Annotated in this window: 23 protein-coding genes; 14 read left to right on the forward strand and 9 right to left on the reverse strand. The window is 54.5% G+C overall.

Going from position 1 to position 23855, the window contains the following annotated elements:
* Positions 1-3 precede the first annotated feature (3 nt).
* Genes MKFW12EY_RS20260 through MKFW12EY_RS20275 form a run of 4 tightly spaced genes read right to left on the reverse strand, consistent with a single transcriptional unit; the run spans position 4 to position 2799 of the window.
* The gene (locus MKFW12EY_RS20260) at positions 4-546 is read right to left on the reverse strand and encodes a pilus assembly protein PilP (protein WP_221053652.1); all 543 of its coding nucleotides are present in this window, start codon (positions 544-546) and stop codon (positions 4-6) included.
* Positions 546-1169 (reverse strand): type IV pilus inner membrane component PilO, encoded by a 624-nt coding sequence (locus MKFW12EY_RS20265; protein WP_064023022.1) that lies wholly within the window; start codon positions 1167-1169, stop codon positions 546-548. The genes MKFW12EY_RS20260 and MKFW12EY_RS20265 overlap by 1 nt, the downstream gene beginning before the upstream one ends.
* The gene (locus tag MKFW12EY_RS20270; RefSeq protein WP_054758945.1) at positions 1166-1738 is read right to left on the reverse strand and encodes a PilN domain-containing protein; all 573 of its coding nucleotides are present in this window, start codon (positions 1736-1738) and stop codon (positions 1166-1168) included. The genes MKFW12EY_RS20265 and MKFW12EY_RS20270 overlap by 4 nt, the downstream gene beginning before the upstream one ends.
* Positions 1738-2799 (reverse strand): pilus assembly protein PilM, encoded by a 1062-nt coding sequence (locus MKFW12EY_RS20275; protein WP_064023024.1) that lies wholly within the window; start codon positions 2797-2799, stop codon positions 1738-1740. Before MKFW12EY_RS20275 ends, MKFW12EY_RS20270 begins: the two co-directional genes overlap by 1 nt.
* Positions 2800-3041: 242 nt before the next feature.
* Between MKFW12EY_RS20275 and MKFW12EY_RS20280 the strand changes: the two genes are divergently transcribed.
* On the forward strand, positions 3042-5357 hold the full coding sequence (locus MKFW12EY_RS20280; RefSeq protein WP_245006365.1) for a penicillin-binding protein 1A: 2316 nt from the start codon (positions 3042-3044) through the stop codon (positions 5355-5357).
* A 60-nt stretch (positions 5358-5417) separates the two neighbouring features.
* Here the strand turns inward: MKFW12EY_RS20280 and rpmE are convergent, their stop codons facing one another.
* From rpmE to nhaD, 3 genes are all read right to left on the reverse strand, one after another.
* Entirely contained in the window at positions 5418-5618 is a 201-nt protein-coding gene (rpmE, locus tag MKFW12EY_RS20285) for a 50S ribosomal protein L31 (protein ID WP_054758943.1), read from the reverse strand.
* Between the two features lie 109 nt (positions 5619-5727).
* A complete protein-coding gene (locus MKFW12EY_RS20290) occupies positions 5728-6999 on the reverse strand; it encodes an AmpG family muropeptide MFS transporter (RefSeq protein ID WP_221054634.1) in 1272 nt (423 codons plus the stop codon).
* Positions 7000-7101: 102 nt separating this feature from the next.
* Positions 7102-8463 carry a sodium:proton antiporter NhaD gene (gene nhaD / locus MKFW12EY_RS20295; RefSeq protein ID WP_064027546.1) on the reverse strand — a complete coding sequence of 454 codons (1362 nt, stop codon included), beginning with the start codon at positions 8461-8463 and terminating at the stop codon, positions 7102-7104.
* Positions 8464-8620: 157 nt separating this feature from the next.
* Between nhaD and MKFW12EY_RS20300 the strand changes: the two genes are divergently transcribed.
* Both MKFW12EY_RS20300 and MKFW12EY_RS20305 read left to right on the forward strand, forming a co-directional pair.
* Complete coding sequence (locus MKFW12EY_RS20300; RefSeq protein WP_054758941.1) at positions 8621-10273, forward strand: nitrite/sulfite reductase; 1653 nt, start codon at positions 8621-8623, stop codon at positions 10271-10273.
* Positions 10260-10712 (forward strand): DUF934 domain-containing protein, encoded by a 453-nt coding sequence (locus tag MKFW12EY_RS20305; protein WP_054758939.1) that lies wholly within the window; start codon positions 10260-10262, stop codon positions 10710-10712. Before MKFW12EY_RS20300 ends, MKFW12EY_RS20305 begins: the two co-directional genes overlap by 14 nt.
* 143 nt (positions 10713-10855) lie before the next feature.
* Here the strand turns inward: MKFW12EY_RS20305 and MKFW12EY_RS20310 are convergent, their stop codons facing one another.
* Both MKFW12EY_RS20310 and MKFW12EY_RS20315 read right to left on the reverse strand, forming a co-directional pair.
* Positions 10856-12220 (reverse strand): S41 family peptidase, encoded by a 1365-nt coding sequence (locus tag MKFW12EY_RS20310; protein ID WP_064023030.1) that lies wholly within the window; start codon positions 12218-12220, stop codon positions 10856-10858.
* A gap of 38 nt (positions 12221-12258) precedes the next feature.
* Complete coding sequence (locus MKFW12EY_RS20315) at positions 12259-13479, reverse strand: murein hydrolase activator EnvC family protein (RefSeq protein ID WP_054758959.1); 1221 nt, start codon at positions 13477-13479, stop codon at positions 12259-12261.
* A gap of 406 nt (positions 13480-13885) precedes the next feature.
* Between MKFW12EY_RS20315 and MKFW12EY_RS20320 the strand changes: the two genes are divergently transcribed.
* From MKFW12EY_RS20320 to mraY, 11 genes are all read left to right on the forward strand, one after another.
* Complete coding sequence (locus MKFW12EY_RS20320; RefSeq protein WP_054758937.1) at positions 13886-14197, forward strand: ArsR/SmtB family transcription factor; 312 nt, start codon at positions 13886-13888, stop codon at positions 14195-14197.
* Positions 14198-14215: 18 nt separating this feature from the next.
* Positions 14216-14665 carry a rhodanese-like domain-containing protein gene (locus MKFW12EY_RS20325; protein ID WP_306305956.1) on the forward strand — a complete coding sequence of 150 codons (450 nt, stop codon included), beginning with the start codon at positions 14216-14218 and terminating at the stop codon, positions 14663-14665.
* A gap of 24 nt (positions 14666-14689) precedes the next feature.
* Positions 14690-15166 carry a protein-export chaperone SecB gene (secB, locus tag MKFW12EY_RS20330; protein WP_054758936.1) on the forward strand — a complete coding sequence of 159 codons (477 nt, stop codon included), beginning with the start codon at positions 14690-14692 and terminating at the stop codon, positions 15164-15166.
* Between the two features lie 7 nt (positions 15167-15173).
* Positions 15174-16175 carry an NAD(P)H-dependent glycerol-3-phosphate dehydrogenase gene (locus MKFW12EY_RS20335; RefSeq protein ID WP_054758934.1) on the forward strand — a complete coding sequence of 334 codons (1002 nt, stop codon included), beginning with the start codon at positions 15174-15176 and terminating at the stop codon, positions 16173-16175.
* Between the two features lie 374 nt (positions 16176-16549).
* Entirely contained in the window at positions 16550-17017 is a 468-nt protein-coding gene (gene mraZ, locus MKFW12EY_RS20340) for a division/cell wall cluster transcriptional repressor MraZ (RefSeq protein WP_054758932.1), read from the forward strand.
* 5 nt (positions 17018-17022) lie between these two features.
* Positions 17023-17952: a 16S rRNA (cytosine(1402)-N(4))-methyltransferase RsmH gene (gene rsmH / locus MKFW12EY_RS20345; RefSeq protein WP_221053654.1), complete on the forward strand. Its 930-nt coding sequence runs from the start codon at positions 17023-17025 to the stop codon at positions 17950-17952.
* The gene (gene ftsL, locus MKFW12EY_RS20350; RefSeq protein WP_054758930.1) at positions 17952-18224 is read left to right on the forward strand and encodes a cell division protein FtsL; all 273 of its coding nucleotides are present in this window, start codon (positions 17952-17954) and stop codon (positions 18222-18224) included. The genes rsmH and ftsL overlap by 1 nt, the downstream gene beginning before the upstream one ends.
* Positions 18224-19951, forward strand: coding sequence for a peptidoglycan D,D-transpeptidase FtsI family protein (locus MKFW12EY_RS20355; protein ID WP_221053655.1), 1728 nt, complete (start codon positions 18224-18226; stop codon positions 19949-19951). The genes ftsL and MKFW12EY_RS20355 overlap by 1 nt, the downstream gene beginning before the upstream one ends.
* Positions 19948-21408 carry a UDP-N-acetylmuramoyl-L-alanyl-D-glutamate--2,6-diaminopimelate ligase gene (locus MKFW12EY_RS20360; RefSeq protein ID WP_221053656.1) on the forward strand — a complete coding sequence of 487 codons (1461 nt, stop codon included), beginning with the start codon at positions 19948-19950 and terminating at the stop codon, positions 21406-21408. The genes MKFW12EY_RS20355 and MKFW12EY_RS20360 overlap by 4 nt, the downstream gene beginning before the upstream one ends.
* Positions 21405-22772, forward strand: a complete 1368-nt coding sequence (locus MKFW12EY_RS20365) for a UDP-N-acetylmuramoyl-tripeptide--D-alanyl-D-alanine ligase (RefSeq protein ID WP_221053657.1) — start codon at positions 21405-21407, stop codon at positions 22770-22772. The genes MKFW12EY_RS20360 and MKFW12EY_RS20365 overlap by 4 nt, the downstream gene beginning before the upstream one ends.
* Positions 22772-23854, forward strand: coding sequence for a phospho-N-acetylmuramoyl-pentapeptide-transferase (gene mraY / locus MKFW12EY_RS20370; RefSeq protein ID WP_054758928.1), 1083 nt, complete (start codon positions 22772-22774; stop codon positions 23852-23854). The genes MKFW12EY_RS20365 and mraY overlap by 1 nt, the downstream gene beginning before the upstream one ends.
* Position 23855: the final 1 nt, after the last annotated feature.

The following is a 23855-nucleotide window of genomic DNA, read 5'->3' on the forward strand; positions in this document are numbered from 1 at the left end:
TATTTATAACCCTTTGTCATCGGCCATCGCCAACGCGGACTGTTGTTCGCGCCAGGAGCCCGGTTTGTCCGGAACGATTTCCATCAGCTCTATCCTGTCGTCGAGAATGCGCAAAATTTTGCCGTAGTTTTGCCCCATGTGGTTACCTACTTGCACCCGGTGTATGGTCCCGTCATTCGCCCTGACCAACCCCCAAAGCCCGCTCTCGTTGCGCAGAGTACCCACCATGCGCAAGGTATCCAGCGGATAAGCCTCCAGCTCTTCCTTTCGCCGTTCGATGTCGGGATGAATGCCGCTGACCCCGGATACGTCGACGTTACTGTCTTCGTTGGCTCTCTCGCTCGGCCGAAACGGGTCGCGCAAACCGTCCGGCTTGAAAATAAACGACTCTACCACTTTGATTTCCGGCAAAGGCTCGATCGGCGCCTTGGGACGCGCCTTGACTTCCTGAATATACTTATTCAGATCGCTGACATCGTCGCCGCCGCAGCCACCCAACAGCAACAGCGCCAAACACGCCGGAGCGATTCTGCATTCAACGCCCATCACTGACCTCTCCGTTTTTTCGCTGCCGCAGCACCGGCTTGCGCGGACTCGCCCTCGTTATAGGTTTTGATCGTCGCCGACATGCTCATCCCGTCTTTGCCGTCTTTACCCAACGGCGTAATTTGCACGTCGTGTACCGTAACGATACGAGGCAAGGAAGCCAAGCCGCTGACAAACAAGCCCAGTTCCTCGTATTTACCGAGTACCTGGATGCTGATCGGCAATTCGGAATAAAACTCGCGATTGATCTCGCCGCCGGGCTGGAACAATTTGAACTCCAAGCCGCTAGCCAGACCGGTCTGAGAAATATCCACCAACAAACTGGCAACCTCGGCTTTGGTCGGCATCTGTTTCAACATATCGCCCAACGAGGCCTCGATCTGCTCCAACTGGTCGCGGTAGTCCTGCAAATTGATCGCTTTCTTCTGCTTAACTTCGAACGCACTCTTCAAACTGGCCTCTTGTTTTTCCAAAGCATCCAGTTCATCCAGTTGCGGAATCGTTACAAAATACACGCCGGCAGCACCGGTCAACAGTGCAAATATAACGATGACGATAATTTTCAGCGGCGTCGGCCAGCTACCGGCGGCGTTTATGTCCCAATTGACTTCCGACAAATTCATTTAGCCGCCCCTCCCTGAGCCTTATCGGCTTTCTTGCCCTGTTTAGCCGTCAAGGTAAAGTCATTCATCGTGCCGCTTTTTTTACCTTCGCCGCGAATCACTGTAAGCACCGAACTGTTCAACCACTGCGAACTATCTATCGCCCGCATATAAGCCGACACGCGGGCGTTGGATTCGGCTTTGCCGTCTAACGTCAACAGCGAACCCGCTTGGACAAACTTGGTCAGATAGACCCCTTCGGGCGTAGTTTTGGCCAACTCTTCGAACAGATGCACAATTTCCGGTCGGCTTTCCTGCAACTTTTGAATGACTTCGATCTTGGTCAACAGCTTATTTTTCTTGTCTTCGATTTCTTTGATTTCCTGAATACGCTTGTCCAGAACGGCAATTTCGTTTTGCAGCATCGTGTTGCGTAAGGTTTGGTATTCCTTCAAGCCCTCTATGTATAAATAGACCGCTACCAAAACGCACGCCGTCGCCAATATTCCGGCGCCGATACCGGCAACGAATTCCTGTTGCCGCCGTTTCCTGAGCTCCTCTCGCCAAGGCAGTAAGTTAATTCTGGCCATTAGTCGAAACTCCTTAACGCCAAGCCGCAAGCGATCATCATCGCCGGCGTATCGTTACTGAGACTTTGCGGCTTAACCCGATTGGACAGCGCCATATTGATAAACGGATTGGCGATATAAGACGGTATGCCCAAATCGCGTTCGACCAATTTGTCCAAACCCGCGATAGATGCGCAGCCGCCGGCGAGAATTAACGCATCCACGCCGCGGTTGGCACTGGACGAAACGAAAAACTGCAATGACCGGGCAATTTGCTGCAACATGGCTTTTTTGAACGGTTCCAACACATCTGCCGCATAGTTGTCGGGCAAGCCGCCATGTTTTTTGGCTAATCCCGCCTCTTCGTAGGAAAGTCCGTAGCGGCGCTGGATTTCCTCAGTCAATTGTTTGCCGCCGAACCCCTGCTCGCGAGTGTAAACCGTCTTTCCGGCATGCAATATATTCAATGAGGTCATCGTGGCGCCGATATCGGCAATCGCCACGGTCATGTCGCCGGTCCCCTCCGGTAGCTGGTCCACCAGCAACGAAAATGCGTTTTCCATGGCGAATGCCTCGACATCGACCACTACAGTCTTCAGTCCGGCATAGGCCAACGCGGCAACGCGGTCTTCGATATTTTCCCGCCGGGAAGCGGCGAGCAATACGTCGACCATGTCCGGATTGCTTTTGGTAACGCCTTGGACTTCGAAATCCAAATTTACCTCGTCCAGCGAATACGGAATATATTGGTCCGCTTCGACCATAATCTGTTCTTCCATCTCGGCATCGGACAACGACGCCGGCATCGATATGATCTTCGTCATCACCGAAGAGCCGGCGACGGCGACGCTGGCGTGCTTGGCTTTAGTGCCGGACTGTTTGACTGCGGCCTTGATCGCTCCGCCAATTTGCTCGACATTAGTGATATTCTTGTCGACGATGGCATCCTGGGGTAGCGGCACGACGGCGTAACTCTCGACTTTGTATCGCGCCCCGGCTCTACTTAGCTCCAACAACTTTACCGCCGCAGTACTGATGTCCACACCCAACACGGCCGACGGATTCCTGCTGAACCAGCTCATGAACAAACCCTTTTTGAATCATAAAAGACTAAACTTAGCTCGCACAGCACAACCTCGGCTCGCAGAAGCTCTACGGGCCAAGTATAGATGGTTTTTTTATTTTCATCCTGTTAGATGAACCACTTTATAAGTAACTTTAGCTTATCGGACACATGTGCAGGAATTTCCTGAACCGATATCTGGAAATTCCCTAGCGCATTTTTACTGCTGTGCCGATTAAAAAAGCTCCGAAATCAGGCTCTTTGCTAAAGTCGCTGATCAAGTGGCTAGTCTTTTTCGTTTTTGCGTTTTTTGCCACGTTCGCCGTGGCGAGTTATTTTTTCTTTGTCGAGCTCGACAAAGAACTGCCGGACATCGAGCAGTTGCAAAACGTGCAATACCAGATGCCTTTCAGCATCTACAGCCAGGACAATTTGTTGATAGGCCAATTCGGCGAAAAACGCCGAATCCCGCTAACCATCGGCAAAGTACCGCCGCAACAAATCAAGGCTTTTATCGCCGCGGAAGACGACCGGTTTTTCACCCACATCGGCATCGACCCGACCGGTTTGGCTCGGGCAGCCACCCAACTTGTAATGACCGGCAAAAAACGCCAAGGCGGCAGCACCATTACCATGCAAGTTGCGCGTAATTTTTTGCTGAGTAACGAGAAAACCTATTTGCGCAAACTCAAGGAAATCCTGCTGGCCTTGAAAATCGAACGCCGCTACTCCAAGGACCAGATACTGGAACTTTATCTGAACAAGATCTATATGGGCCAACGCGCATACGGTCTGGCCGCGGCCGCTCAAACTTACTACGGCAAGGACCTTGCCGAATTGAGCCTTGCCCAACAAGCCATGATCGCCGGACTGCCCAAGGCCCCATCCATATACAATCCGATCACCAATCCCGAACGCGCGCTGCAACGACGCAATTACGTGTTACGGCGCATGCTGGAATTAAAACACATCGACGAAAACAGTTACCGATCGGCGCTCGGCACGGCCGACGACGCTGCTTTGCAACCGGTTAACGTCGAATTTCAAGCGCCTTACGTCGCCGAAATGGCCAGACAGGAAATCATGGCGCAATTCGGCGACTCGGCCTATACCCAGGGCCTGAAAGTGTATACCACCGTACCCAGCGAATTTCAGCGCGCTGCCGACCGCGCATTGCAGCAAGCCGTACACGAATACGACGAACGCCACGGCTACCGCGGCCCATCGTTCAAAAACGCACGCAGGGAGGGCGCCACGTTGACGGATAGCATTATCGGCGACTGCCGCCAGGCGCAAATCGTCGAAATCGCCGAATCCGGCATTACCGCAAAAATTCACAACGGCAACCAGATTCAGGTAGACCGCCATAATCTCGAATGGGCAATGCGCACCAATTCCCGTCGGCTACCGCTGCAAGCCGGTGACATCATTTGGGTCAGACAACTCGAGGATGGCGAATGGGCGCTGACCCAAGTACCGGAAGTGGAAGGCGCATTTGCAGCATTGAATCCAAACAACGGCGCGATTCTAGCGCTCTCCGGCGGCTTCGATTTCTACCACAGCAAATACAATCGCGCCACGCAGTCCAAACGCCAACCCGGCTCCGGATTCAAACCAATCATTTACACCGCGGCTTTAGAGAAAGGATTTACGCCGGCCAGCATCATAAACGACGCACCGATCGTGATCGAAGACCCTTCGCAGGAAAACGACTGGCGACCGGAAAACTACAACCGCCGTTACCTCGGCCCGACACCGTTGCGGGTTGCGCTACGCGAATCTATAAACCTGGTGTCGATCCGACTATTGCAGCAAATCGGCATTCCCCAAGCCATCGACACCGCAAAGCGCTTCGGATTCGATAAAGACCAGCTACCCGGCACCTTATCGCTGGCCCTGGGCAGCGGTTACGCCTCACCGCTAAGAATGGCAGCCGCATACGCGGTTTTCGCCAACGGCGGCTTTCTGGTAACGCCCTACCTGATCGAACGCATCGAAGACAATGAAGGCAATGTTCTGTTTCAAGCCCAACCGGCGACAGCCTGTGCCGATTGCAGCGAAACCCCAAATTTGCAAGGCACCGCGTCAGCGCGGGCGATCTCGGCGAAAACCAACTTCCTGATAAACAGCTTACTGCGCGATGTCGTCCAACGCGGTACTGCGACGCAAGCCAAACAATTGGGTCGTAACGATCTGGCCGGAAAAACCGGCACCACCAACGAACAGAGGGATGCTTGGTTCAACGGCTTTGCCACCGGTATCGTCGCCTCGGCCTGGATCGGTTACGACAACTCGCTACCGCTTGGCCACGGGGAAACCGGAGGCAAAGTTGCATTACCGATGTGGATTAAATTCATTCGCGCGGTGCAACACCATTTTCCAGAAAAACCGGAATCCGTACCCGACGGCATCGTGCAAGCCTATATCAATCCCCGCGACGGCTTGTTACTAGATCCGAACGAAAAAGGCGGGATATGGGAATATTTTACTGCGGAAACCGTACCGACGACGTTGTCGACACCGGCTCAACCGGAAGAAGACTTGGAAGAGGAATTTAACGAGGAAGGATTGTTCTGACAGTGGCCGACACTCAAAGCCGCCAAAAGCTTGGCGGCCGAGCGCAAGCCGGAAACGATATTATTTTCCGAATTTTTTGCGGAATTTATCCACGCGGCCGGAAGTATCGACTACGCGTTGCTTACCGGTATAAAACGGATGGCACGAAGAACATACTTCGATATGCAAATCGGAACCCAATACGGAACCGGTTTGGAAAGTATTGCCGCAACCGCATGTCACGGTGATTTGTTTATATTGTGGATGAATTTCTGGTTTCATAGCGCTCACATACCCTTTTCGGGACACATACTTGATAGAGAACTGCTTATGATACGATTTAGCTAACGGTTCCGCAAGCCGAAGGCAAGCGCGGCGGTTAATTTCGATTTTATGGCGTGGCAGGCCGGGACCGCATCAACAATATCACCAAGACAATTGCCGGCACACCGATAACAGCGGAGTACACGAAAAAAGCGGCGTAACCAAACTCGGCGACCAAATCCCCTGAAATACTTCCAATCAGCTTAGCCGGCAAAGTCATCAAAGAGCTGAACAGCGCGTACTGAGTTGCAGTGTAAGCGGAATTCGTCAAACTCGACAAATAGGCAATGAACGCAGCCGAGGCTATGCCGCCGCTTAAGTTGTCCGCACTAATCACTCCGGCCAACAACAGGATATCCGGCTTCGCCAGCGCCAAAGCGGCAAACAGCAAGTTGGTTGCAGCAACGATCACCGCACCGAACAGCAGCGGACGCATAATGCCGAAGCGCGCCACCAGCACGCCACCGACCGAGGTACCGACGATAGTCATCAGAAAACCGAACACCTTGGTGACGTCGGCGATATCCTTTTTGCTGAACCCCAGCTCCAAATAAAACGGATTCGCCATAATCCCCATTGCAATATCGCTCATCTTATAGACCGCGATCAGCAGCAAAATCCGCGCGCCGCTCCTGCCGTTGCGTTGGAAAAACTCGACAAACGGACCGACAACGGCGTCCGAGAACCAACGCAACAATCTGGTAGGCAAGGCGCCCGACTCGGACAAACCAAGCGCAATCTCCACGCTTTGCTCGATCCGCCCGACCCGCTCATCCTCCAGCCGAATCGGCTCCGGCGCCAACAACGTCGCCACCATACCGATGGACATCGCCAGCGCCATAACCTGATAAGCCACGGCCCAGTTCTGGTATTCCGCGATATAAAACACTCCAGCCCCGGCAAGCAACAGCGAAAGGCGGTAGCCGAATACGTACGTCGCCGCCATCGCGCCTTGCAGTTCCGGCGCCACAATTTCAATCCGATAAGCATCGATTGCAACGTCTTGAGTCGCGGAGCAGAACGCCACCCAAACAGCCAACCAAGCCATGCGCGTCAACTCTTGGTGAATATCCAAGCCGCTCATAGCAAACAAGCCCAACGCTATACCGACCTGAGCGCCGAATATCCAGCCACGCCGTTTACCCAGCCATCGGCATAACAGCGGGAACGGCAAGCGATCGACCACCGGCGCCCATAAAACTTTCACCGAATACGCAACGCCGACCAAGCTGAAATAGCCGATTAGGGATAACGACACATCCTCGTCAGCCAACCATGCCGACAAGGTCGATGAAGTCAATGAAAATGGCAGACCGGCTGAAAAGCCTAGAAAGATCATTCCCAGCACGCGCGGCCGGGAATATATAGAGAAAGCGTTGCGCCAACTGCTTACAGCTTTCGCCACACGCTTTCTCTAATACCTCAAGCGGGTGAATCTAAATCAACCGTTGATCAAATAATGCGTCACGATACTGGCCGCATAACCGGCGGCGATCACCGGAGTCCATTTCAAGTGGCTGAAGAATGTGTATTTGTGATTAGATTGCCCCATCAACGCCACACCCGCAGCCGAACCGACCGAGAACAGGGATCCGCCAACGCCGGCGGTCAACGTGACCAGCAACCATTGGTAAAGATCCATATCCAGATTCATGTTCAATACAGCAAACATTACAGGGATGTTATCGACTACCGCAGAAATGATACCGACCAGAATATTGGCTGTGGTTTGGCCCAGACCGTCATACATTGCGGCAGACAGCAATTCCAGATACCCGATGTAGCCCAAGCCACCGACCGCGAAAACCACGCCAAAGAAGAACAACAGCGTATCCCACTCGGCTTCTTTTACCCGGTCGAATACATCGAGACGCACCTCATCCGCTGCGGAGAAGCGAACCTTAACGTAATAAATGAATAGCATCAGGATGGACAAACCAGCCATCATGCCCATGAACGGCGGCAAATGCAGGAACTGTTTAAAGCTGACCGCCAAACCGATGGTGATGCCGAACAAGCCGCACACCACCCAGCCGCCCGGCTTCAATTCCACTGCAGCTTCGTTGGTAGCCTCGGGCTGACCGCTTGGAATCGCTTGGGACATGAAAAACGCCGGCACGACAAAGTTCACTACCGACGGAATAAACAACTTGAAGAAATCAAAGAATTCCGCGTAACCAGCTTGCCACACCATCAAAGTGGTGATGTCGCCGAACGGACAAAACGCACCGCCGGCATTCGCCGCAATAACCAAATTAACAAAACCGATAGAGACGAATTTTTCGTTATCCGCACCTACCGCCATTACCACGGCGCCGACCAATAAAGCAGAGGTCAGGTTGTCGGCTACCGACGACAGGAAGAAGGTAATGATGCCGGTAATCCAAAACAGCTGTTTATAACCAAACTGTTTTCTAATCAGCCACGAACGCAGGGCTTCGAATACATTGCGCTCGGCCATAGTGTTGATATAGGTCATCGCCACCAGCAAGAACAACATCAACTCGGCATATTCTTTCAAGTCGTGTTCGAAAGCCTTATGCAGCTCTTCCCCGGATACACCAGCCTCCTGCGCCAGGATTGCCACATGCCCCCAAATCACGGCCGCCGCAAAAATAACCGGCTTGGATTTACGCAAATGCGTAAATTCTTCGGCCATCACGAAACCATAAGCCACCAAAAAGATCAGAACGGTGTAAATGCCCCGCTCGGTTCCGGTTAAACCGAGGTTATGAAACTCTTCGGCCATGGCCACTTGCGGCAAAAACAACAGCCCGGCCAAAATCAACAATAAGCGCAACAAGGTATCCCCCTTTATCCTCTATGTTTTAGTCGTTATTAAAAGCAAAAAAACTAACCGGGCATGTTATCACCATACAATATTCTTTGTCATTTAATCCCGGCCGTTATATTATTCAGATACCTAGCAAAATAGTCAGTAAACCACGCATCATCGCTAAATGTATCAATATAACGAGCAAGATCAAACACTTATTGAAGAACGCGCCAATGAGTTTCGCGGCCAAACCCAGCGTTTTTTGAACGGAGACCTGGGAGCCGACCAATTCAGAGCGCTACGTCTAATGAATGGGCTGTACCTGCAGACGCACGCGCCAATGCTGAGGGTCGCAGTCCCGTACGGCCTGCTTTCCTCTAAACAATTACGCAAGCTGGCTTCGGTGGCCCGCGATTACGACCGCGGATATTGCCATTTCACGACCCGGCAGAACGTCCAATACAACTGGCCGGCCCTGGAACGGGTCCCGGACCTGCTGGCGGAATTGGCGACAGTACAGATGCACGCCATTCAAACCAGCGGCAACTGCTTAAGAAACACAACATCCGACCACTTGGCCGGCATTTGCAAGGACGAAATCGAAGACCCGCGGCCTTACTGCGAAATTATCAGGCAGTGGACAACGCTGCATCCAGAATTCGCCTTCCTGCCACGTAAGTTCAAGATTGCCGTTAGCGGCGCCACCCATGACCGGGCCGCAGTGCAACTGCACGACATTGGCGTTTATTTGGTGAAAAACGCGGCTGGCGAAACCGGTTTTCAAATTTTGGTCGGCGGCGGCCTGGGCCGTACCCCAATCATTGGCCAAACCATCCGCCCCTATCTGGAAAAGCAGCATTTGTTGTCCTATCTGGAAGCCATCGTGCGGATATACAATCTATTCGGCCGCCGCGACAACAAATACAAAGCCAGGATCAAGATACTGGTCAAAGAAACCGGCCTGGAGAAATTCAAGACCATGGTCGAGCAGGAGTGGGAACGCATTCGCGACAGCATGCCGCTCAGCGAGCAACGCATCGCCGAAATGAAGGCGCATTTCGCGCCGCCAGCTTACGAGGCCACCGCAAACGACGCCCCCGACTTCGCCAAACAGCTTGCCGATAACGCCGACTTTGCCAAATGGGTTAAATACAACACGGTCGAGCACAAAATCAGCGGTTACCAAGGCGTCTACATCTCTTTGAAAGCGCCCGACTCGCCGCCAGGCGACATTACCGCCGAACAACTTGAAGCCGTCGCCGACCTAGCCGACCGACACAGCTTCGGCGAAGTCAGAAGCAGCCACCGCCAAAACCTGGTATTGGCCGACGTCAAACAAACCGACTTGTTTGCGGTTTGGCAAAAGCTCGACGCAAACAAATTGGCCACGCCCAACATCGGCACGGTCACCGACATCATTTGCTGCCCCGGCTTGGATTTTTGCTCGCTAGCCAACGCCAGCTCCATCAGTGTCGCTAGAGAATTGAACTCCCGATTGGACGATATGGATTACATCCACGACATCGGCGACATCAAAATCAACATGTCCGGGTGCATGAACGGTTGCGCGCACCAAAGCGTCGGCCATATCGGCATCCTTGGCGTCGACAAGCACGGCGAAGAGTGGTACCAGATTACACTGGGCGGATCATCCGAAAACGAAGCCGCCATCGGCGAACGCCTGGGGCCGGCCGTTGCCAAGGACCAAATCGCGACGGTAGTAACCGATATACTCGACGTTTACGTTCAGCAACGCTTGGAAGACGAAGCATTCCTACAAACCGTAAAACGTGTCGGCCTGGAGCCGTTTAGGGAAAGAGTTTATGCAAATCATTAAAGACCAACAGCTAATCGAGAATACCTGGTCCTTTATCGAGGACGACGCCCCTTTACCCGAAGGCGATATCACGGTCAGCTTGCCGCGCTGGCTCAGCGAAAAAGAACAATTGCGTCAGCGTAGCGGCAGAACCGGCATTCGCTTGGTGCCTGGAGATCAAACCGAATCTCTGTGCGCCGACTTTGACAAAATCGATCTGATCGAACTGGACTTCCCGATCTTCGGTGACGGCCGTCTGTTTTCGGTAGCCCGCTTACTGCGTAGCCGGGACGCTTATCGGGGCGAAATACGCGCTGTAGGACAATACCTTCCCGATCAGGTGTTTTATTTATCCAGAGTCGGCATCAACGCTTTCGACTTGAGCAGTCAGAACGACGCAGACCTGGTTTTGGCCGCCATGAGCCAGTTTTCCGTGCGCTACCAAGCATCGACCAACTAAGCCGGGGTAGAGAGGGCAAGACTACACCTCTCACCCCCTGAAAACAAAAACCCCGGCTTGGCGTCAGCCAACCGGGGTTTTATTTTGCCAGGAGCCCGCCGGAACCAGGCTGAATTCCGGCGGCAAACACTTGGACGAAACGACTAACGCCGCATGATGCTGATCCCTTTCAATAAATTCAGCGCCTCATGCAAAGGATAGTCTCGCATATCGGCATCGGACACCTCGGCCGCATCGCCATCCTTCTCCGGCGCATCCTTAACGTCATCACCATCCTCTTCTTCGGACTTTTTCTCCGGCTTGGCATTGCCGTTGGTCAGGTGATGAGTCAAATCCGCTTCTTTGACGGTATCCAGCTTAGCCTTATCCATCGCAGCCAACTTCACTCTGGCCAACGTCACATCGGGCTCGATGCCTTCGGCCTGAATCGAACGTCCGGACGGCGTAAAGTAGCGCGCCGTCGTCAGCTTGACCGCCGCACCGTTACTGGTCGGCAAAATGGTTTGCACCGAGCCTTTGCCGAACGACTTTTCGCCCATGATGATGGCGCGTTTGTGGTCTTGCAACGCACCGGCGACGATTTCCGATGCAGAAGCCGAACCGCCATTGATCAGCACCACGATCGGCGCACCGTTGATCACGTCGTCCGGAGTGGCGTTAAAGCGCATTTCCGAATTTTTAATCCGGCCTTCGGTGTAGACGATCAAACCAGACTCGATAAAAGCATCGCTGACATCAACCGCCGCGTTCAACACGCCGCCCGGATTGTTGCGCAAATCCAGCACAATACCCTTTAACGGGCCTTCGTTTTCTTTTTTTAGCTCGTCGATTGCGTCCAACAAACTCTGACCGGTGCCGGATTGGAAACTACTGATACGCAGATAACCGTAGTTTTTTTCCAGCAGCCTATTCTTCACGCTCTTAACTTTAATGATATCGCGGGTCAATGCAAACTTCAGCGGCGCCTCTTCCCCCTCGCGAATCACGGTCAACACGATCTCGCTGCCGGGCTCGCCGCGCATGATTTTCACCGCATCGGCCAGCGTCATGCCTTTTACCGGCTTGTCGTCGAGACGAACGATCAAGTCGCCGGCTTTGATACCGGCCCGTTGCGCCGGCGTATCGTCAATCGGCGAAACCACTTTGACGAAGCCGTTTTCCATGCCAACTTCTATACCCAGACCGCCGAATTGGCCGGTAGTGCCTTCTTGCAGCTCTTTGTATTCTTCGCTGGCAAGATAAGCCGAATGCGGATCCAAACCGGACAGCATGCCGCGGATGGCGTCTTCCAAAAGTTTTTTGTCGGAAACGGGTTCGACATAGTCCTGTTTGATACGGCCGAAGATTTCGGTAAACGTGCGCAATTCGTCGAACGGCAATGCCTGTAGCTCATCGCTTTTAGCCGCAGCCGGCGCCGCTTTCTCGGCAAAGACGCTACTGCACAAACTCAGCGCGACACCCAAAATAAATCCGACCAACAAGACCAATATGTTTCTGTTTTTTAACATCTGAATTAAAACTCCAACAACCTGTTTCCTAAAAATGATTAACCTTTGGTCGGTTTACGGCACCATTGCTCCGGGTCGACGGGCCGCCCGTTCTTGCGGATGCCGAAATACAAGGCCGCGTCGGCTCGGCCGCCACTCCGCCCCACCGAGGCCAATACCTCCCCGGCTCTAACATGGTCGCCCACGTTTTTATGCAGACTTTGGTTGAATGCATACAAACTCATATAACCCTTGCCGTGGTCGACAATAATCATCAACCCGTATCCGCGCAACCAATCGGCATAGACGACCTTACCGCCGGTCACCGCACGAATATCTGCCCCTTCCCTGGCGCTGATAACGACGCCGTCCCAGGTCGTTTCGTAGCGACGACTGCCAAACCGGGCCGTCAGGGCGCCCTGCACCGGCCAAGGCAATTGGCCGCGCAACTCCGAAAACGGCTGGCTTGCGAGCTCGCTAACCGGTCTAGCTGGCATTTGCTTGGGAAGTTCCCGCTGCTGAACCGAGGCAGGTTCGGGTTTTCGCGGTTCGGGCGCAGGCAAAGATTCGTCGGCGGCATTATCATCAGTTTTCTGCAAAGACGCCACCAAGGACTGCAATTTTTTCTCGTCCGCTACAAGGCGTTCCAACTCGCCGGCCTTGGCCGCATAGTCCCGTTCGATCCGAGCCAACAACGTTTCGCGCTGGTTCTTCAGCGCTTGCATGGCATCGGATTCTTGCTGTTTTTTTTCCAACGAGGCCTGAAGGAGCTGGGCTTCGGTATCCTTTTGCGCCTCCAACTGCCGCAACTCTCGAAAAGATTCGGCAACCGCGTTAAGTTTTTCGACCCGCGCCTTGCTGATGTAATCGTAGTAAACCAACATGCGGCTGGACACGGCCGGATCGCGTTGGTTCAGAATCACCTTCAAACCTTCCTTATCGCCGCCCATGGCATAAATTGCCTTGATCAATCCTTCGAGCTCCTGCTGCTGTTCATGCATGCTGCGTTGCGTGGCAGCGCTTTTGCCCCGCAAATCCTGCAGAGACTGCTCCTGCTGCCTGATCTCGGCTTTCAACGAACGCAGACTATTAGCCAGCTCACCGTATTGCAGCTCTAATTTTTGCAACTGGTCCAATGCCCGATTTTTTTCAGCTTGCAAATCGCGGACTTCACCGCCGACGCGGTCGATTTTCGACTGGACATCGGCCAAGGTTTTTTCTCCGGACGGATCGGCCGATAGCGGCAAACTGACTGCAACCCCGAAAACAGCCCCAAGCATGTAGCGAGTCAACGCTGCCAACCTAATCGACGCGAATTCGACAAGCCATAAATCGCCGAGGCGGCACCGGGATTCGTTTTTTTTGCAATTTGCAAACTGGTTAGGAAGCGGCGGCAGGCAGCTTGACCGTTCTAGCATAAGATTAAGAATCTCCAAGCTTTAACAATATGAATCGGGCCACGGTTAGACAGACTTTGGCGGTTTATTGCGCCGGCTCAATTTCCAGGTATTGAACAATAAAGCCTACTCTGTTAGATTTGCTCGCCTCTTTTTGCTGATTAGGTTCGCAGCCTGACCGCTCCAAACTCAAGCAAGGCATTATACCAGCACCGCCAGCCGCCATAATCCGAAAAAAAATGCCGCGGCCCGCTTAGCGGCCACCTTTGCCACGCTCTATCGTAATTAAATGGAAGACCAAGACGATAATATTCAATATGACGACAGCGATATCAGCCGCGCGGCCCGCTGCCTGAAAGCCATGTCCCATCCTTTGCGCCTGAAAATTCTTTGCGTATTGGGCAGCAACTCGATCAGCGTACAAGACATTGTGGAACAGGTCGGAACCAGCCAGAGCAATATCTCGCAACATTTGGCGATATTGCGGGATAAAGGCATTCTCGACTATAAAAAGGAAGCCAACCGAGTTTATTACTTCATCGACGACGAACGCGTCATTCATCTGATTCAAATGATGCGCAGCATATTTTGCGGCGTTTAAACAGCGAAAACCACCAACATGAATGCACCCATAGAACAATATATCGAATTTGCCACCAACCATTATTTGCTGGTATTTGCACTGGTCTGCGTAATTTTCCTGCTCATTCAGGACTTGATTGCCAATTCTTTCAATAAGTACGAAAACATCTCGCCGCTGATCGCCGTCACCAAAATGAATAGCGACGACGTTGTGGTCCTGGACGTCCGGGAACAGCACGAATTCACCAAAAGCCATATCGAGAATGCGCTGAACATCCCGCTCGGCAAAGTCGAAGAACAGCTGACCGCACTGGAAAAACACAAAAAACACCCACTGATCGTTACCTGCCAAACCGGAGCCCGTTCGACCGCCGCTTGCAAAACCCTGACCAAAGCCGGCTTCGAACAGGTCTACAACATGATTGGCGGCATGCAGTCATGGGAAGATAACAAACTGCCGATCAAGCTCGGCAAAACCAAAGATTAACCAACCAACCCGCAAATCAAGACCATGGCCGAAAATAACGCATCCAGCGAAAAACAATTCATCATTCAAAAGATCTACACCAAAGACATTTCTTTTGAAACCCCAAACTCACCAAAAATATTCACCCAAAAATGGGAACCGGCGCTGGACCTCAACCTCGGTACTAACGTATTACCTATCGAAAACTCAATGTTCGAAGTCTCGCTGACATTGACCGTAACCGTCAAAGTCGGCGAAAGCACAGCCTACCTGGTTGAAGTCAACCAGTCCGGCGTGTTTCTGATCGCCGGCTTTACCGAGCAGGAAATGGGGCCCATGCTGGGTAGCTTTTGCCCGAACATCCTGTTTCCCTACGCTCGCGAAGTGATTTCCGACTTGGTCAGCAAAGGCGGATTCCCGCAATTGATCCTGGCTCCGGTCAATTTCGACGCTCTGTACATGCAACATCTGCAGCAGACACAACAATCTCCGCAAAACAGCGAAACAAAAACCCTGAACTAAGAGCAGGATGCCGCCATCAATCAGCATCCTGGGCGCCGGATCATGGGGAACCGCCTTGGCGATCCAAGCGGCCAGAAATGGCTGCGCCACATCGCTATGGGGACATAATCCGCAACACATCGCAGCGTTGCAGCGAGCCCGCGAAAACCACCGTTACCTGCCCGGCGCCCAATTCCCGGTGACTCTCGAGCTTACCGGCGACATCGGCAAGGCGGTAGCGTTTAGCCCGCTGCTGTTGATTTCGGTTCCGAGTCACGCCTTCCGCGATACTTTGGCAACCATAAAACCCTTGCTAGCGGAAAAACCGATGATCGCCTGGGCGACCAAAGGTTTCGACGGCCGCGATGGCGCCCTGTTAAGCCGGGTCGTTGCCGAAATTCTGGGTGAGGATATCGAGACCGCCGCACTATCCGGGCCGACTTTCGCCGGCGAAGTAGCCGCCGATCTGCCCACCGCAGTGACTGTGGCCTCGGCATCCGATGCCTTTTCCTCCCGCCTCAGTGCGATACTGCACAACCAGCGCTTCCGGGTCTACACCAGCCGCGACATCATCGGCGTCCAGGTCGGCGGCGCCTGCAAAAACGTTTTGGCTATCGCAGCCGGAATCGCCGACGGCCTGGGCTTCGGCGCCAACACGCGCGCAGCACTGATCACTCGAGGCCTGACCGAAATCATGCGCCTCGGCATCCGCCTTGGTGGCCAAGCCGACACCTTTATGGGCCTGGCCGGCCTAGGCGACTTGATCCTGACCTGCACCGACGACCAATCCCGCAACCGCCGCTTCGGACTGGCGCTGGGACGCGGACTCGGCCAGCCCCAGGCGCTAGCGCAAATCAACCAGGAAGTGGAAGGCATCTCCGCCGCCCGCGAAACCTTCGGGCTATCGCAAAAATACGGAGTCGAAATGCCTATCACCGAGCAGGTCTATAACGTGCTCTTCGAGAATCTCCCACCCAAACAAGCCGTACAGAATCTGCTGAACCGGGACCAAAAGCCCGAACAAGCCTGATTCATCTCTCCCTGCTGGCAACATTCGCCCGGATAATCTCGCCCATCCAAGCGCAATTTCTTCCGATAACCCCGACTCCCGGCAAGCCTCGAAATCCGGCTTTTCGGCAAAATCACCTTATAAAATTGAGTATTAGCACGTATTAATTGCGATTTACATCAAAAATCGGCATTAACGTTTTGATACCAATCGATTTTACCCCATTCCCCACCAGCCGCCCGCACCGCCCCCCCCAACACAGCGTAAGTCATTGTAGAAAAAGAAAGAATTTAATTTGACTGCCTCTTGACTAAGCCCATTTTGAAAACTATAGTGGTGCAAAAATGATGTAAAGTGGGCATAAATGGATTTTTTTGGCTTTTTGAGGATTTGATTTGTTTCGAGGCATTAGTTCAATCAGTTTGGATGCGAAAGGGCGCGTTGCGATTCCTACCCGCTATCGGGAGGAGTTACAGGAGTGCTGCGACCGCCAATTGGTTGTGACTGTTGCGGTCGACGACAAATGCGTGGGCGAGCCCGGCTGCCTCTGGCTTTACCCGTTGCCGGAATGGGAAAAACTGGAACAGACCATCAGCAAATTACCCACGCTGAACAAAATGGCCGGAAAGCTGCGCCGTTTTGTCATAGGCAACGCCTCGGAATGCGAAATGGATGGCCAGGGCCGGCTGTTGCTACCGGAAAAATTGCGCGAGTTCGCCGGCTTGGAAAAACACATTGTGCTGGTCGGCCAGCTCAACAAATTCGAGATTTGGAACGAAGACGCCTGGAAGGCGAAAGAACGGGAATGGATGGACGGTAACGACAACGAGGGCCTCGAAGAACTTGGCTCTTTGTCGTTTTGACGGAGATGCCGGCCCACCAGACCGTTTTATACGCCGAAGCGCTTGAGCAACTCGCGATAAAACCGGACGGAACCTATCTGGATTGCACTTTCGGCCGCGGCGGCCATAGCCGCGGCATTTTGGCCGGTTTGGACGAATCGGGCCGGTTGCTGGCACTGGATAGAGATGCGGATGCGATTGCCAGCCCGGAAGCGAAGAAATTGCGCCAGGACCCCAGATTCGAACTGCACCACGCCAGCTTTGCCGAATTGGCCGCAGTGGTCGGACGCAAAGGATATGCCGGCAAGATCGACGGGATTTTGATGGACTTGGGCGTATCGTCGCCGCAACTGGACATCGCCGAGCGCGGTTTCAGTTTTCTACGCGACGGGCCATTGGACATGAGAATGGATACCGGACGCGGCATGTCGGCGGCGGATTATCTGGCTCGGGTTGAAGAAAACGAACTGGTGCGGATTTTATTCGAATACGGCGAAGAACGGTTTGCCAAACGCATCGCCCGCGCGATCGTCAGCCAGCGCCAACAGGCTCCGATTACGACCACGCTGGAATTGGCGAGATTGATAGAACACAGCGTACCGTTTCGCGACAAGCACAAACATCCTGCCACGCGCAGTTTCCAGGCGATCAGGATCGAAGTCAACCAGGAGTTGGAACAGATAAAAGCCGGTTTGCAGCAAGCGCTCGACACGTTGGCGCCGGGCGGGCGGCTGGTGGTCATTTCTTTCCACTCGCTGGAAGACCGGATCGTCAAACGGTTTATCCGCGACCAATCCGGCGCGAAGACCGACCCCGGCAAATTGCCGGTCAGAGAACAAGACATAGAACAAGGGCAGCTACGCAAAATCGGCAAGTCGATTCGTGCCCAAGCGCAGGAACTGCGCAATAACCCCAGAGCGCGCAGCGCGGTAATGCGAGTCGCGGAGAAGCGTTAATGGTATTTGCACGAAACATCCTGCTAACGATATTGGTGGCGGCGCTGCTGATTTCCGGCATTGCCGTCATTTACAGCAAGTACCAATCGCGCCTGCTGTTTATCGATATCCAAAAAAAGGAAAAAGAACTCGACGATTACGAAGTCGAATGGGGACGTTTACAACTGGAATTGACCACGCTGACCGAAGAAAACCGGGTTGAAGTCGAAGCCAGATCGCGGCTAATGCTGACCCTGCCGGCGCAAGACAAAATTATATACATCAAGCCGTAATGCGAATTTTTACCGGTTCAGCCCCAGCGCCGCGCCTTAATACCGATTTTCCGATACGGCGCAAGTTGCTGCTGTCGACGATGATGCTGGCGATGGCGGCCCTGGTAGGACGCGCGGTTTACCTGCAGATCCTGGACAAGGATTTTTTGCAGGACAAAGGCGACATGCAACACGTCGGCGTGGTTTCCGTGTCCGCTTACCGCGGCCAAATCAAGGACCGTAACGGCGAGCCGTTGGCTATCAGCACCCCGGTGCAATCGATCTGGGTCAATCCGCGGCAATTGAAGGACAGCGAACAAGACAAACTGACGCCGATGGCCAGAATTCTCGGCTTCCCGGAAAAGGAACTGCGTGCGCTGTTGAAAAAGGAAAAGGACGCCAACAAGCGTTTCGTCTATTTGCGCAGGCAGATCAATCCGGATATCGCCGAAAAAGTTAAAGACCTGGAAATTACCGGCGTGTATTTCGAACGCGAGTTCAAGCGCTACTATCCGGCCGGCGCAGTATCCGGCCATTTGCTGGGTTTTACCAACATTGACGATATCGGCCAGGAAGGCATCGAACACGGTTACGAACACATATTACGCGGCCAACCCGGCAAAAAGCGGGTGATCAAGGACGGCAAAGGCCAGATTATCAAGGACGTGGAGAACATCGAAGAAGCGGTGCCGGGCCGCGATCTGATTCTGACGATAGACGAACGTTTGCAATATCTGGCCTATCGGGAATTGCAGAACGCGGTGATCCAGAACAAGGCGCATTCGGCCTCGCTGGTGGTATTGGACGCTAAAAACGGCGACGTATTGGCTAGCGTCAGCCAGCCGGCATTCAACCCGAACAATCGCAAGGAATTGAGCAGCAACCGTTACCGTAACCGGGCCATCGTCGACAGCTTCGAACCCGGCTCGACGGTAAAACCGTTCGTGATCGCGGCGGCGCTGGACGGCGGTTACATCCATCCGAACACGATGATCGAGACCCACGGCGTTTACCACCTGGGTCGCAACGTGGTCAAAGACGTGCACAACTACGGCACGATGGATTTGACCCACGTATTGCAAAAATCCAGCAATATCGCCGTCACCCAGATCGCGATGACGATGCCGCCGGAATATTTTTGGGGGATATACAACAAGCTGGGCTTCGGTACTTCGGCCGGCGTCGGCTTCCCCGGCGAAGCCAGCGGCTCGTTGCTGGATTACCAAGGCTGGCACGAATTCGACCAAGCGATTTTGTCGTTCGGTTACGGCGTATCCACCTCGATTTTACAACTGGCCAGAGCCTACACGGCGCTGGCCGACGACGGCATCATTCACTCGGTGACCTTATTGAAGCGCGACGAAGACCCGGACGCACAAAGGGTGTTTAAACCGGAAACGGCCAGAAAAGTTAGGGAAATGCTGGAACACGTCATCAGCAAGGAAGGTACCGCTTACCAAGCCAGAGTCGAAGGCTACCGGGTCGCCGGCAAAACCGGCACCGTGAAAAAGGCCACGGCCGGCGGTTACTCCGACGACAAGTATTTATCGGTCTTCGTCGGCATGGCGCCGGCGAGTAACCCGCGTTTCATCATCGCGATCGTGGTCGACGAACCGACCAGCGGCCAATACTACGGCGGTCTGGTCGCCGCGCCGGCCTTCTCCCGGGTTATGGCCGGAGCGTTGAGAGTTTACGGCGTAGAGCCGGACGGCATGGAAAACATGCACTTACTGTTGAGCAAACGATGAAGCTGAGCGAATTGCTGAACGGATATAGCGAAACCGAAACCGATGCTGACATCTCCGGCCTGTCCCTGGATAGCCGCCGGACGGCAGAAGGCGATGCGTTTTTCGCCCTGAGCGGCTCCCGGCAGCATGGCCTGGCCCATGCCGAACAGGCGGTCGGAAGGGGCGCCAAAGCGGTGGTATTCGATCCGCAAGGCAGCGCGCGGCATTTAACGGCACTAACCGGTGTACCGTTTATCGCGGTTACCGGGCTGGCGCAAAAACTCGGCGAAATCGCCGCCCGTTTTTACGGCCGGCCTTCGGAAAAACTCGACGTCATCGGCGTGACCGGCACCAACGGCAAAACCACCTGTAGCCAATTGATCGCGCAGGCGCTGCCGGATTGCGGCGTGATCGGCACGTTGGGCTGGGGCGACGTTGGCCGCTTGCAGGCCACGGCCAACACGACGCCGGACGCGCTGGACATACAACGCATATTGGCCGAATTCGTCAGCCAAGGTAAACGCGCCGCGGCAATGGAAGTGTCCTCGCACGGTTTGCAGCAGGGCCGAGTTAATGCCGTGCGCTTCAAAGGCGCGGTCTTTACCAATTTGAGCCGGGACCACCTGGATTACCACGGCGATATGCAGAGCTATCTGCAAGCCAAGCTGGAATTGTTCAAAACGCCGGGCTTGCAATTTGCCGTGGTCAATTTGGACGACCAAAGCAGCGTGCAGGTATTGGACAGTATCGGCCAAAACGTACAGGTCTGGACCTTCAGCACTGGCGGCCGCACGGTAGCAAACGCGGAATGCGTCACGGCCGAAAATGCGGAATTTAGCGCAGCCGGCATCGAATTCGACGCCGTTTGGCGCGGCCAACGGCATAAAGCCGCCAGCGGCATTGTCGGCCGGTTCAATTTGGAGAACCTGCTGGCAGTGTTGTGCGTATTGCTGGCCCAAGGCACGCCGTTCCCGACCGCGGTAGCGCGCTTGGCTAATTTATCGGCAATTGCCGGCCGGATGGAAAAGTTCGGCGGCCACGGCAAACCCACCGTTTTCGTGGACTACGCCCATAGTCCGGATGCGTTGGAAAAAGTACTGAAAGCCATCAAAGGCAAGCAACGGCTGCGGCTGGTGTTCGGCTGCGGCGGCGACCGCGACAAAGGCAAACGCCCGGAAATGGGCCGGATTGCCGAGACCTGGGCGGATCAGGTCATCGTCACCGACGATAATCCGCGAAGCGAAGCTCCGGCCGCCATCGTCGCCGACATTTTGGCCGGCTGCCGCAGCGAAAAAGTAACCGTAATTAACGACAGAGCCACGGCCATCAACACAGCCATACAACAAGCAGCCCCCGACGATTGCGTACTGATCGCCGGCAAGGGCCACGAAGATTACCAAGAAATCGCCGGCGTAAAATGGCCGTTTAGCGATAGCGCGCTGGTGCAACAGACCTTGGCGGAGTGGCGTAAATCATGAAAATGCTGCTCAGCGAAATCGCCCAAGCCGTCAACGGCACCCTGGTCGGCGCAGACTGCACCGTCGAATCGGTCAGCATCGATACCCGCACGTTGAAACCCGGCGAACTTTACCTGGCCTTGAAGGGCAAGAATTTCGACGGCCACAGCTTTATCGACAAAGCCGAGCAGGCCGGTGCCGGCGCGCTGCTGCTGGCACACGCCTGCGCTTCCGAGTTACCGCAAATCGTCGTCGCCGACACCCATCTGGCGCTGGCCGAGCTGGCCGGCTACTGGCGCCGGCAATTGCCGGTCAAAGTCGCCGGCGTCACCGGCAGCAACGGCAAAACCACGGTCAAAGAAATGATCGCGGCGATTTTTGCGACCCAGGGGCCGACCTTATCGACCCAGGGCAACCTGAACAACGATATCGGCGTGCCGCTGACCTTACTGAAACTCGATGCCTCGCACCGTTACGCCGTGATCGAAATGGGCGCCAACCATATCGGCGAAATTGCCTATACCAGCCGCTATGCCCAGGCCGATGTCAGCGTCATTAACAACGTCGGCGCGGCCCATATCGAGGGATTCGGCGACCTAAACGGCGTCGCCAAAACCAAGGGCGAGATCATCGAAAGCCTGGGACCGGAAAGCGTCGCGGTGTTGAACCGAGACGACGCCTTCTTCGACTTCTGGCTGACCCTGGCCGCCCCGCGAAAAACCTGTAGCTTCGGTTTCCATCCCGCTGCTGACGTGCGCGCCGAGCAAATCGAAACCGGCCTGGACGCCGCGGGCTTTGCCACCCGATTTCGAATGCAAACCGGCGGCGAATCCGTCGATATTCGGTTAAACCTGGCCGGCGCCCACAACGTCAAAAACGCCCTGGCGGCAGCGGCGGTAGCGCTGCAATTCGGCATCGGCCTCGACGCTATCAAAACCGGCCTGGAACGCTTGCGGCCGGTCGTCGGCAGGATGCAACCGTTACGCGGCCGCCGCAACAACATCGTCGTCGACGACACCTACAACGCGAACCCGAGTTCGCTGCGCGCCGCCTTGGAAGCCATCGCCGCGTGCGGCGAATCGGAGATTTGGCTGGCATTGGGCGCGTTCGGCGAACTGGGCCCGGATAGTCCGGCGATACACCGGGAAATGGGCGAATCGGTCAAAGCCATGGGCGTCAAGCGCCTGTTCGCCACCGGCGAATTGGCCCGGCACAGCGTCGCCGGCTTCGGCGCCGGCGCTCGTTATTACGACACGCAGGAACAATTGATTGCAGACCTGACCGCGGAACTGAGCGGCAAGGAAACTTTATTGGTTAAAGGCTCGCGCGCCCAAAAAATGGAAAACGTGGTGGCGGCGCTGGTCGACAATTTTAGAGCGGCATAATGTTACTTTTACTCGCAGACTTTTTAAGCAGTATCGACAGCGGCTTCCGGGTCTTACATTACCTGACCTTCCGCGCCATCTTGGGCGTATTGACCGCATTGGCGATTTCGCTACTGAGCGGGCCGATGGTGATCGAAAAGCTAACTCGTAAAAAAATCGGCCAAAGCGTGCGCGACGACGGTCCGCAAAGCCATTTCTCCAAATCCGGCACGCCGACGATGGGCGGCGCGATGATTCTGTTCGCGGTTGCAGTTAGCACCCTGCTCTGCGCCGATCTGAGCAATCGTTACATCTGGGTGGTGCTGCTAGTGACGCTGGCGCACGGCGTAATCGGTTTTATCGACGATTACAAAAAAGTGCTGCTCGGCAACAGCGTCGGCCTGTCCGCCAAAGCCAAGTATTTCTGGCAATCGGTGGTCGCGCTGGGAGCCGGCATCTATTTATATAGCACCGCCCAAGTCGCCGCGGAAACCCAGTTCATCGTGCCGTTTTTCAAGAACGTCACGTTGGATATGGGCTGGATGTATATCGTGCTGACCTATTTCGTCATCGTCGGCTCCAGTAACGCGGTCAATCTGACCGACGGCCTGGACGGCTTGGCGATCATGCCCACCGTGATGATTTCCGCAGCGCTGGCGATCTTCGCCTATTTGTCCGGCCACGCCAATTTCGCCCAATACCTGCAAATTCCGCACATCCCGAAATCCGGCGAATTGGTGGTGTTCTGCGCGGCGTTGATCGGTTCCGGCCTCGGTTTCCTTTGGTTCAACGCCTATCCGGCCATGGTGTTCATGGGCGACGTTGGCGCGTTGGCGCTGGGTGCCGCGCTGGGCATCGTCGCGGTACTGGTGCGCCAGGAAATCGTGCTGGTCATCATGGGCGGCATTTTCGTGGTCGAAACGATATCGGTGATCATTCAGGTCGCTTCGTACAAAACCCGCAAAAAACGGGTATTCCTGATGGCGCCGATTCACCACCATTACGAACTGAAAGGCTGGCCGGAGCCGCGCATCATCGTCCGTTTCTGGATCGTTTCGGTAATTTTGGTCCTGATCGGCCTGGCGACATTGAAACTGAGATAGC

It is taken from the genome of Methylomonas koyamae (genome assembly GCF_019669905.1).
GTDB classification, from domain to species: domain Bacteria; phylum Pseudomonadota; class Gammaproteobacteria; order Methylococcales; family Methylomonadaceae; genus Methylomonas; species Methylomonas koyamae.

Excerpts from the sequence above, each read along its gene's own strand:
- MKFW12EY_RS20260 (WP_221053652.1), bottom strand. The coding sequence starts at position 546 with ATGGGCGTTGAATGCAGAATCGCTCCGGCGTGTTTGGCGCTGTTGCTG.
- MKFW12EY_RS20265 (WP_064023022.1), bottom strand. The coding sequence starts at position 1,169 with ATGAATTTGTCGGAAGTCAATTGGGACATAAACGCCGCCGGTAGCTGG.
- MKFW12EY_RS20270 (WP_054758945.1), bottom strand. The coding sequence starts at position 1,738 with ATGGCCAGAATTAACTTACTGCCTTGGCGAGAGGAGCTCAGGAAACGG.
- MKFW12EY_RS20275 (WP_064023024.1), bottom strand. The coding sequence starts at position 2,799 with ATGAGCTGGTTCAGCAGGAATCCGTCGGCCGTGTTGGGTGTGGACATC.
- rpmE (WP_054758943.1), bottom strand. The coding sequence starts at position 5,618 with ATGAAACCAGAAATTCATCCACAATATAAACAAATCACCGTGACATGC.
- MKFW12EY_RS20290 (WP_221054634.1), bottom strand. The coding sequence starts at position 6,999 with ATGATCTTTCTAGGCTTTTCAGCCGGTCTGCCATTTTCATTGACTTCA.
- MKFW12EY_RS20300 (WP_054758941.1), top strand. The coding sequence starts at position 8,621 with ATGTATCAATATAACGAGCAAGATCAAACACTTATTGAAGAACGCGCC.
- MKFW12EY_RS20305 (WP_054758939.1), top strand. The coding sequence starts at position 10,260 with ATGCAAATCATTAAAGACCAACAGCTAATCGAGAATACCTGGTCCTTT.
- MKFW12EY_RS20310 (WP_064023030.1), bottom strand. The coding sequence starts at position 12,220 with ATGTTAAAAAACAGAAACATATTGGTCTTGTTGGTCGGATTTATTTTG.
- MKFW12EY_RS20315 (WP_054758959.1), bottom strand. The coding sequence starts at position 13,479 with ATGCTTGGGGCTGTTTTCGGGGTTGCAGTCAGTTTGCCGCTATCGGCC.
- MKFW12EY_RS20320 (WP_054758937.1), top strand. The coding sequence starts at position 13,886 with ATGGAAGACCAAGACGATAATATTCAATATGACGACAGCGATATCAGC.
- MKFW12EY_RS20325 (WP_306305956.1), top strand. The coding sequence starts at position 14,216 with ATGAATGCACCCATAGAACAATATATCGAATTTGCCACCAACCATTAT.
- secB (WP_054758936.1), top strand. The coding sequence starts at position 14,690 with ATGGCCGAAAATAACGCATCCAGCGAAAAACAATTCATCATTCAAAAG.
- MKFW12EY_RS20335 (WP_054758934.1), top strand. The coding sequence starts at position 15,174 with ATGCCGCCATCAATCAGCATCCTGGGCGCCGGATCATGGGGAACCGCC.
- rsmH (WP_221053654.1), top strand. The coding sequence starts at position 17,023 with ATGCCGGCCCACCAGACCGTTTTATACGCCGAAGCGCTTGAGCAACTC.
- ftsL (WP_054758930.1), top strand. The coding sequence starts at position 17,952 with ATGGTATTTGCACGAAACATCCTGCTAACGATATTGGTGGCGGCGCTG.
- MKFW12EY_RS20355 (WP_221053655.1), top strand. The coding sequence starts at position 18,224 with ATGCGAATTTTTACCGGTTCAGCCCCAGCGCCGCGCCTTAATACCGAT.
- MKFW12EY_RS20360 (WP_221053656.1), top strand. The coding sequence starts at position 19,948 with ATGAAGCTGAGCGAATTGCTGAACGGATATAGCGAAACCGAAACCGAT.
- MKFW12EY_RS20365 (WP_221053657.1), top strand. The coding sequence starts at position 21,405 with ATGAAAATGCTGCTCAGCGAAATCGCCCAAGCCGTCAACGGCACCCTG.
- mraY (WP_054758928.1), top strand. The coding sequence starts at position 22,772 with ATGTTACTTTTACTCGCAGACTTTTTAAGCAGTATCGACAGCGGCTTC.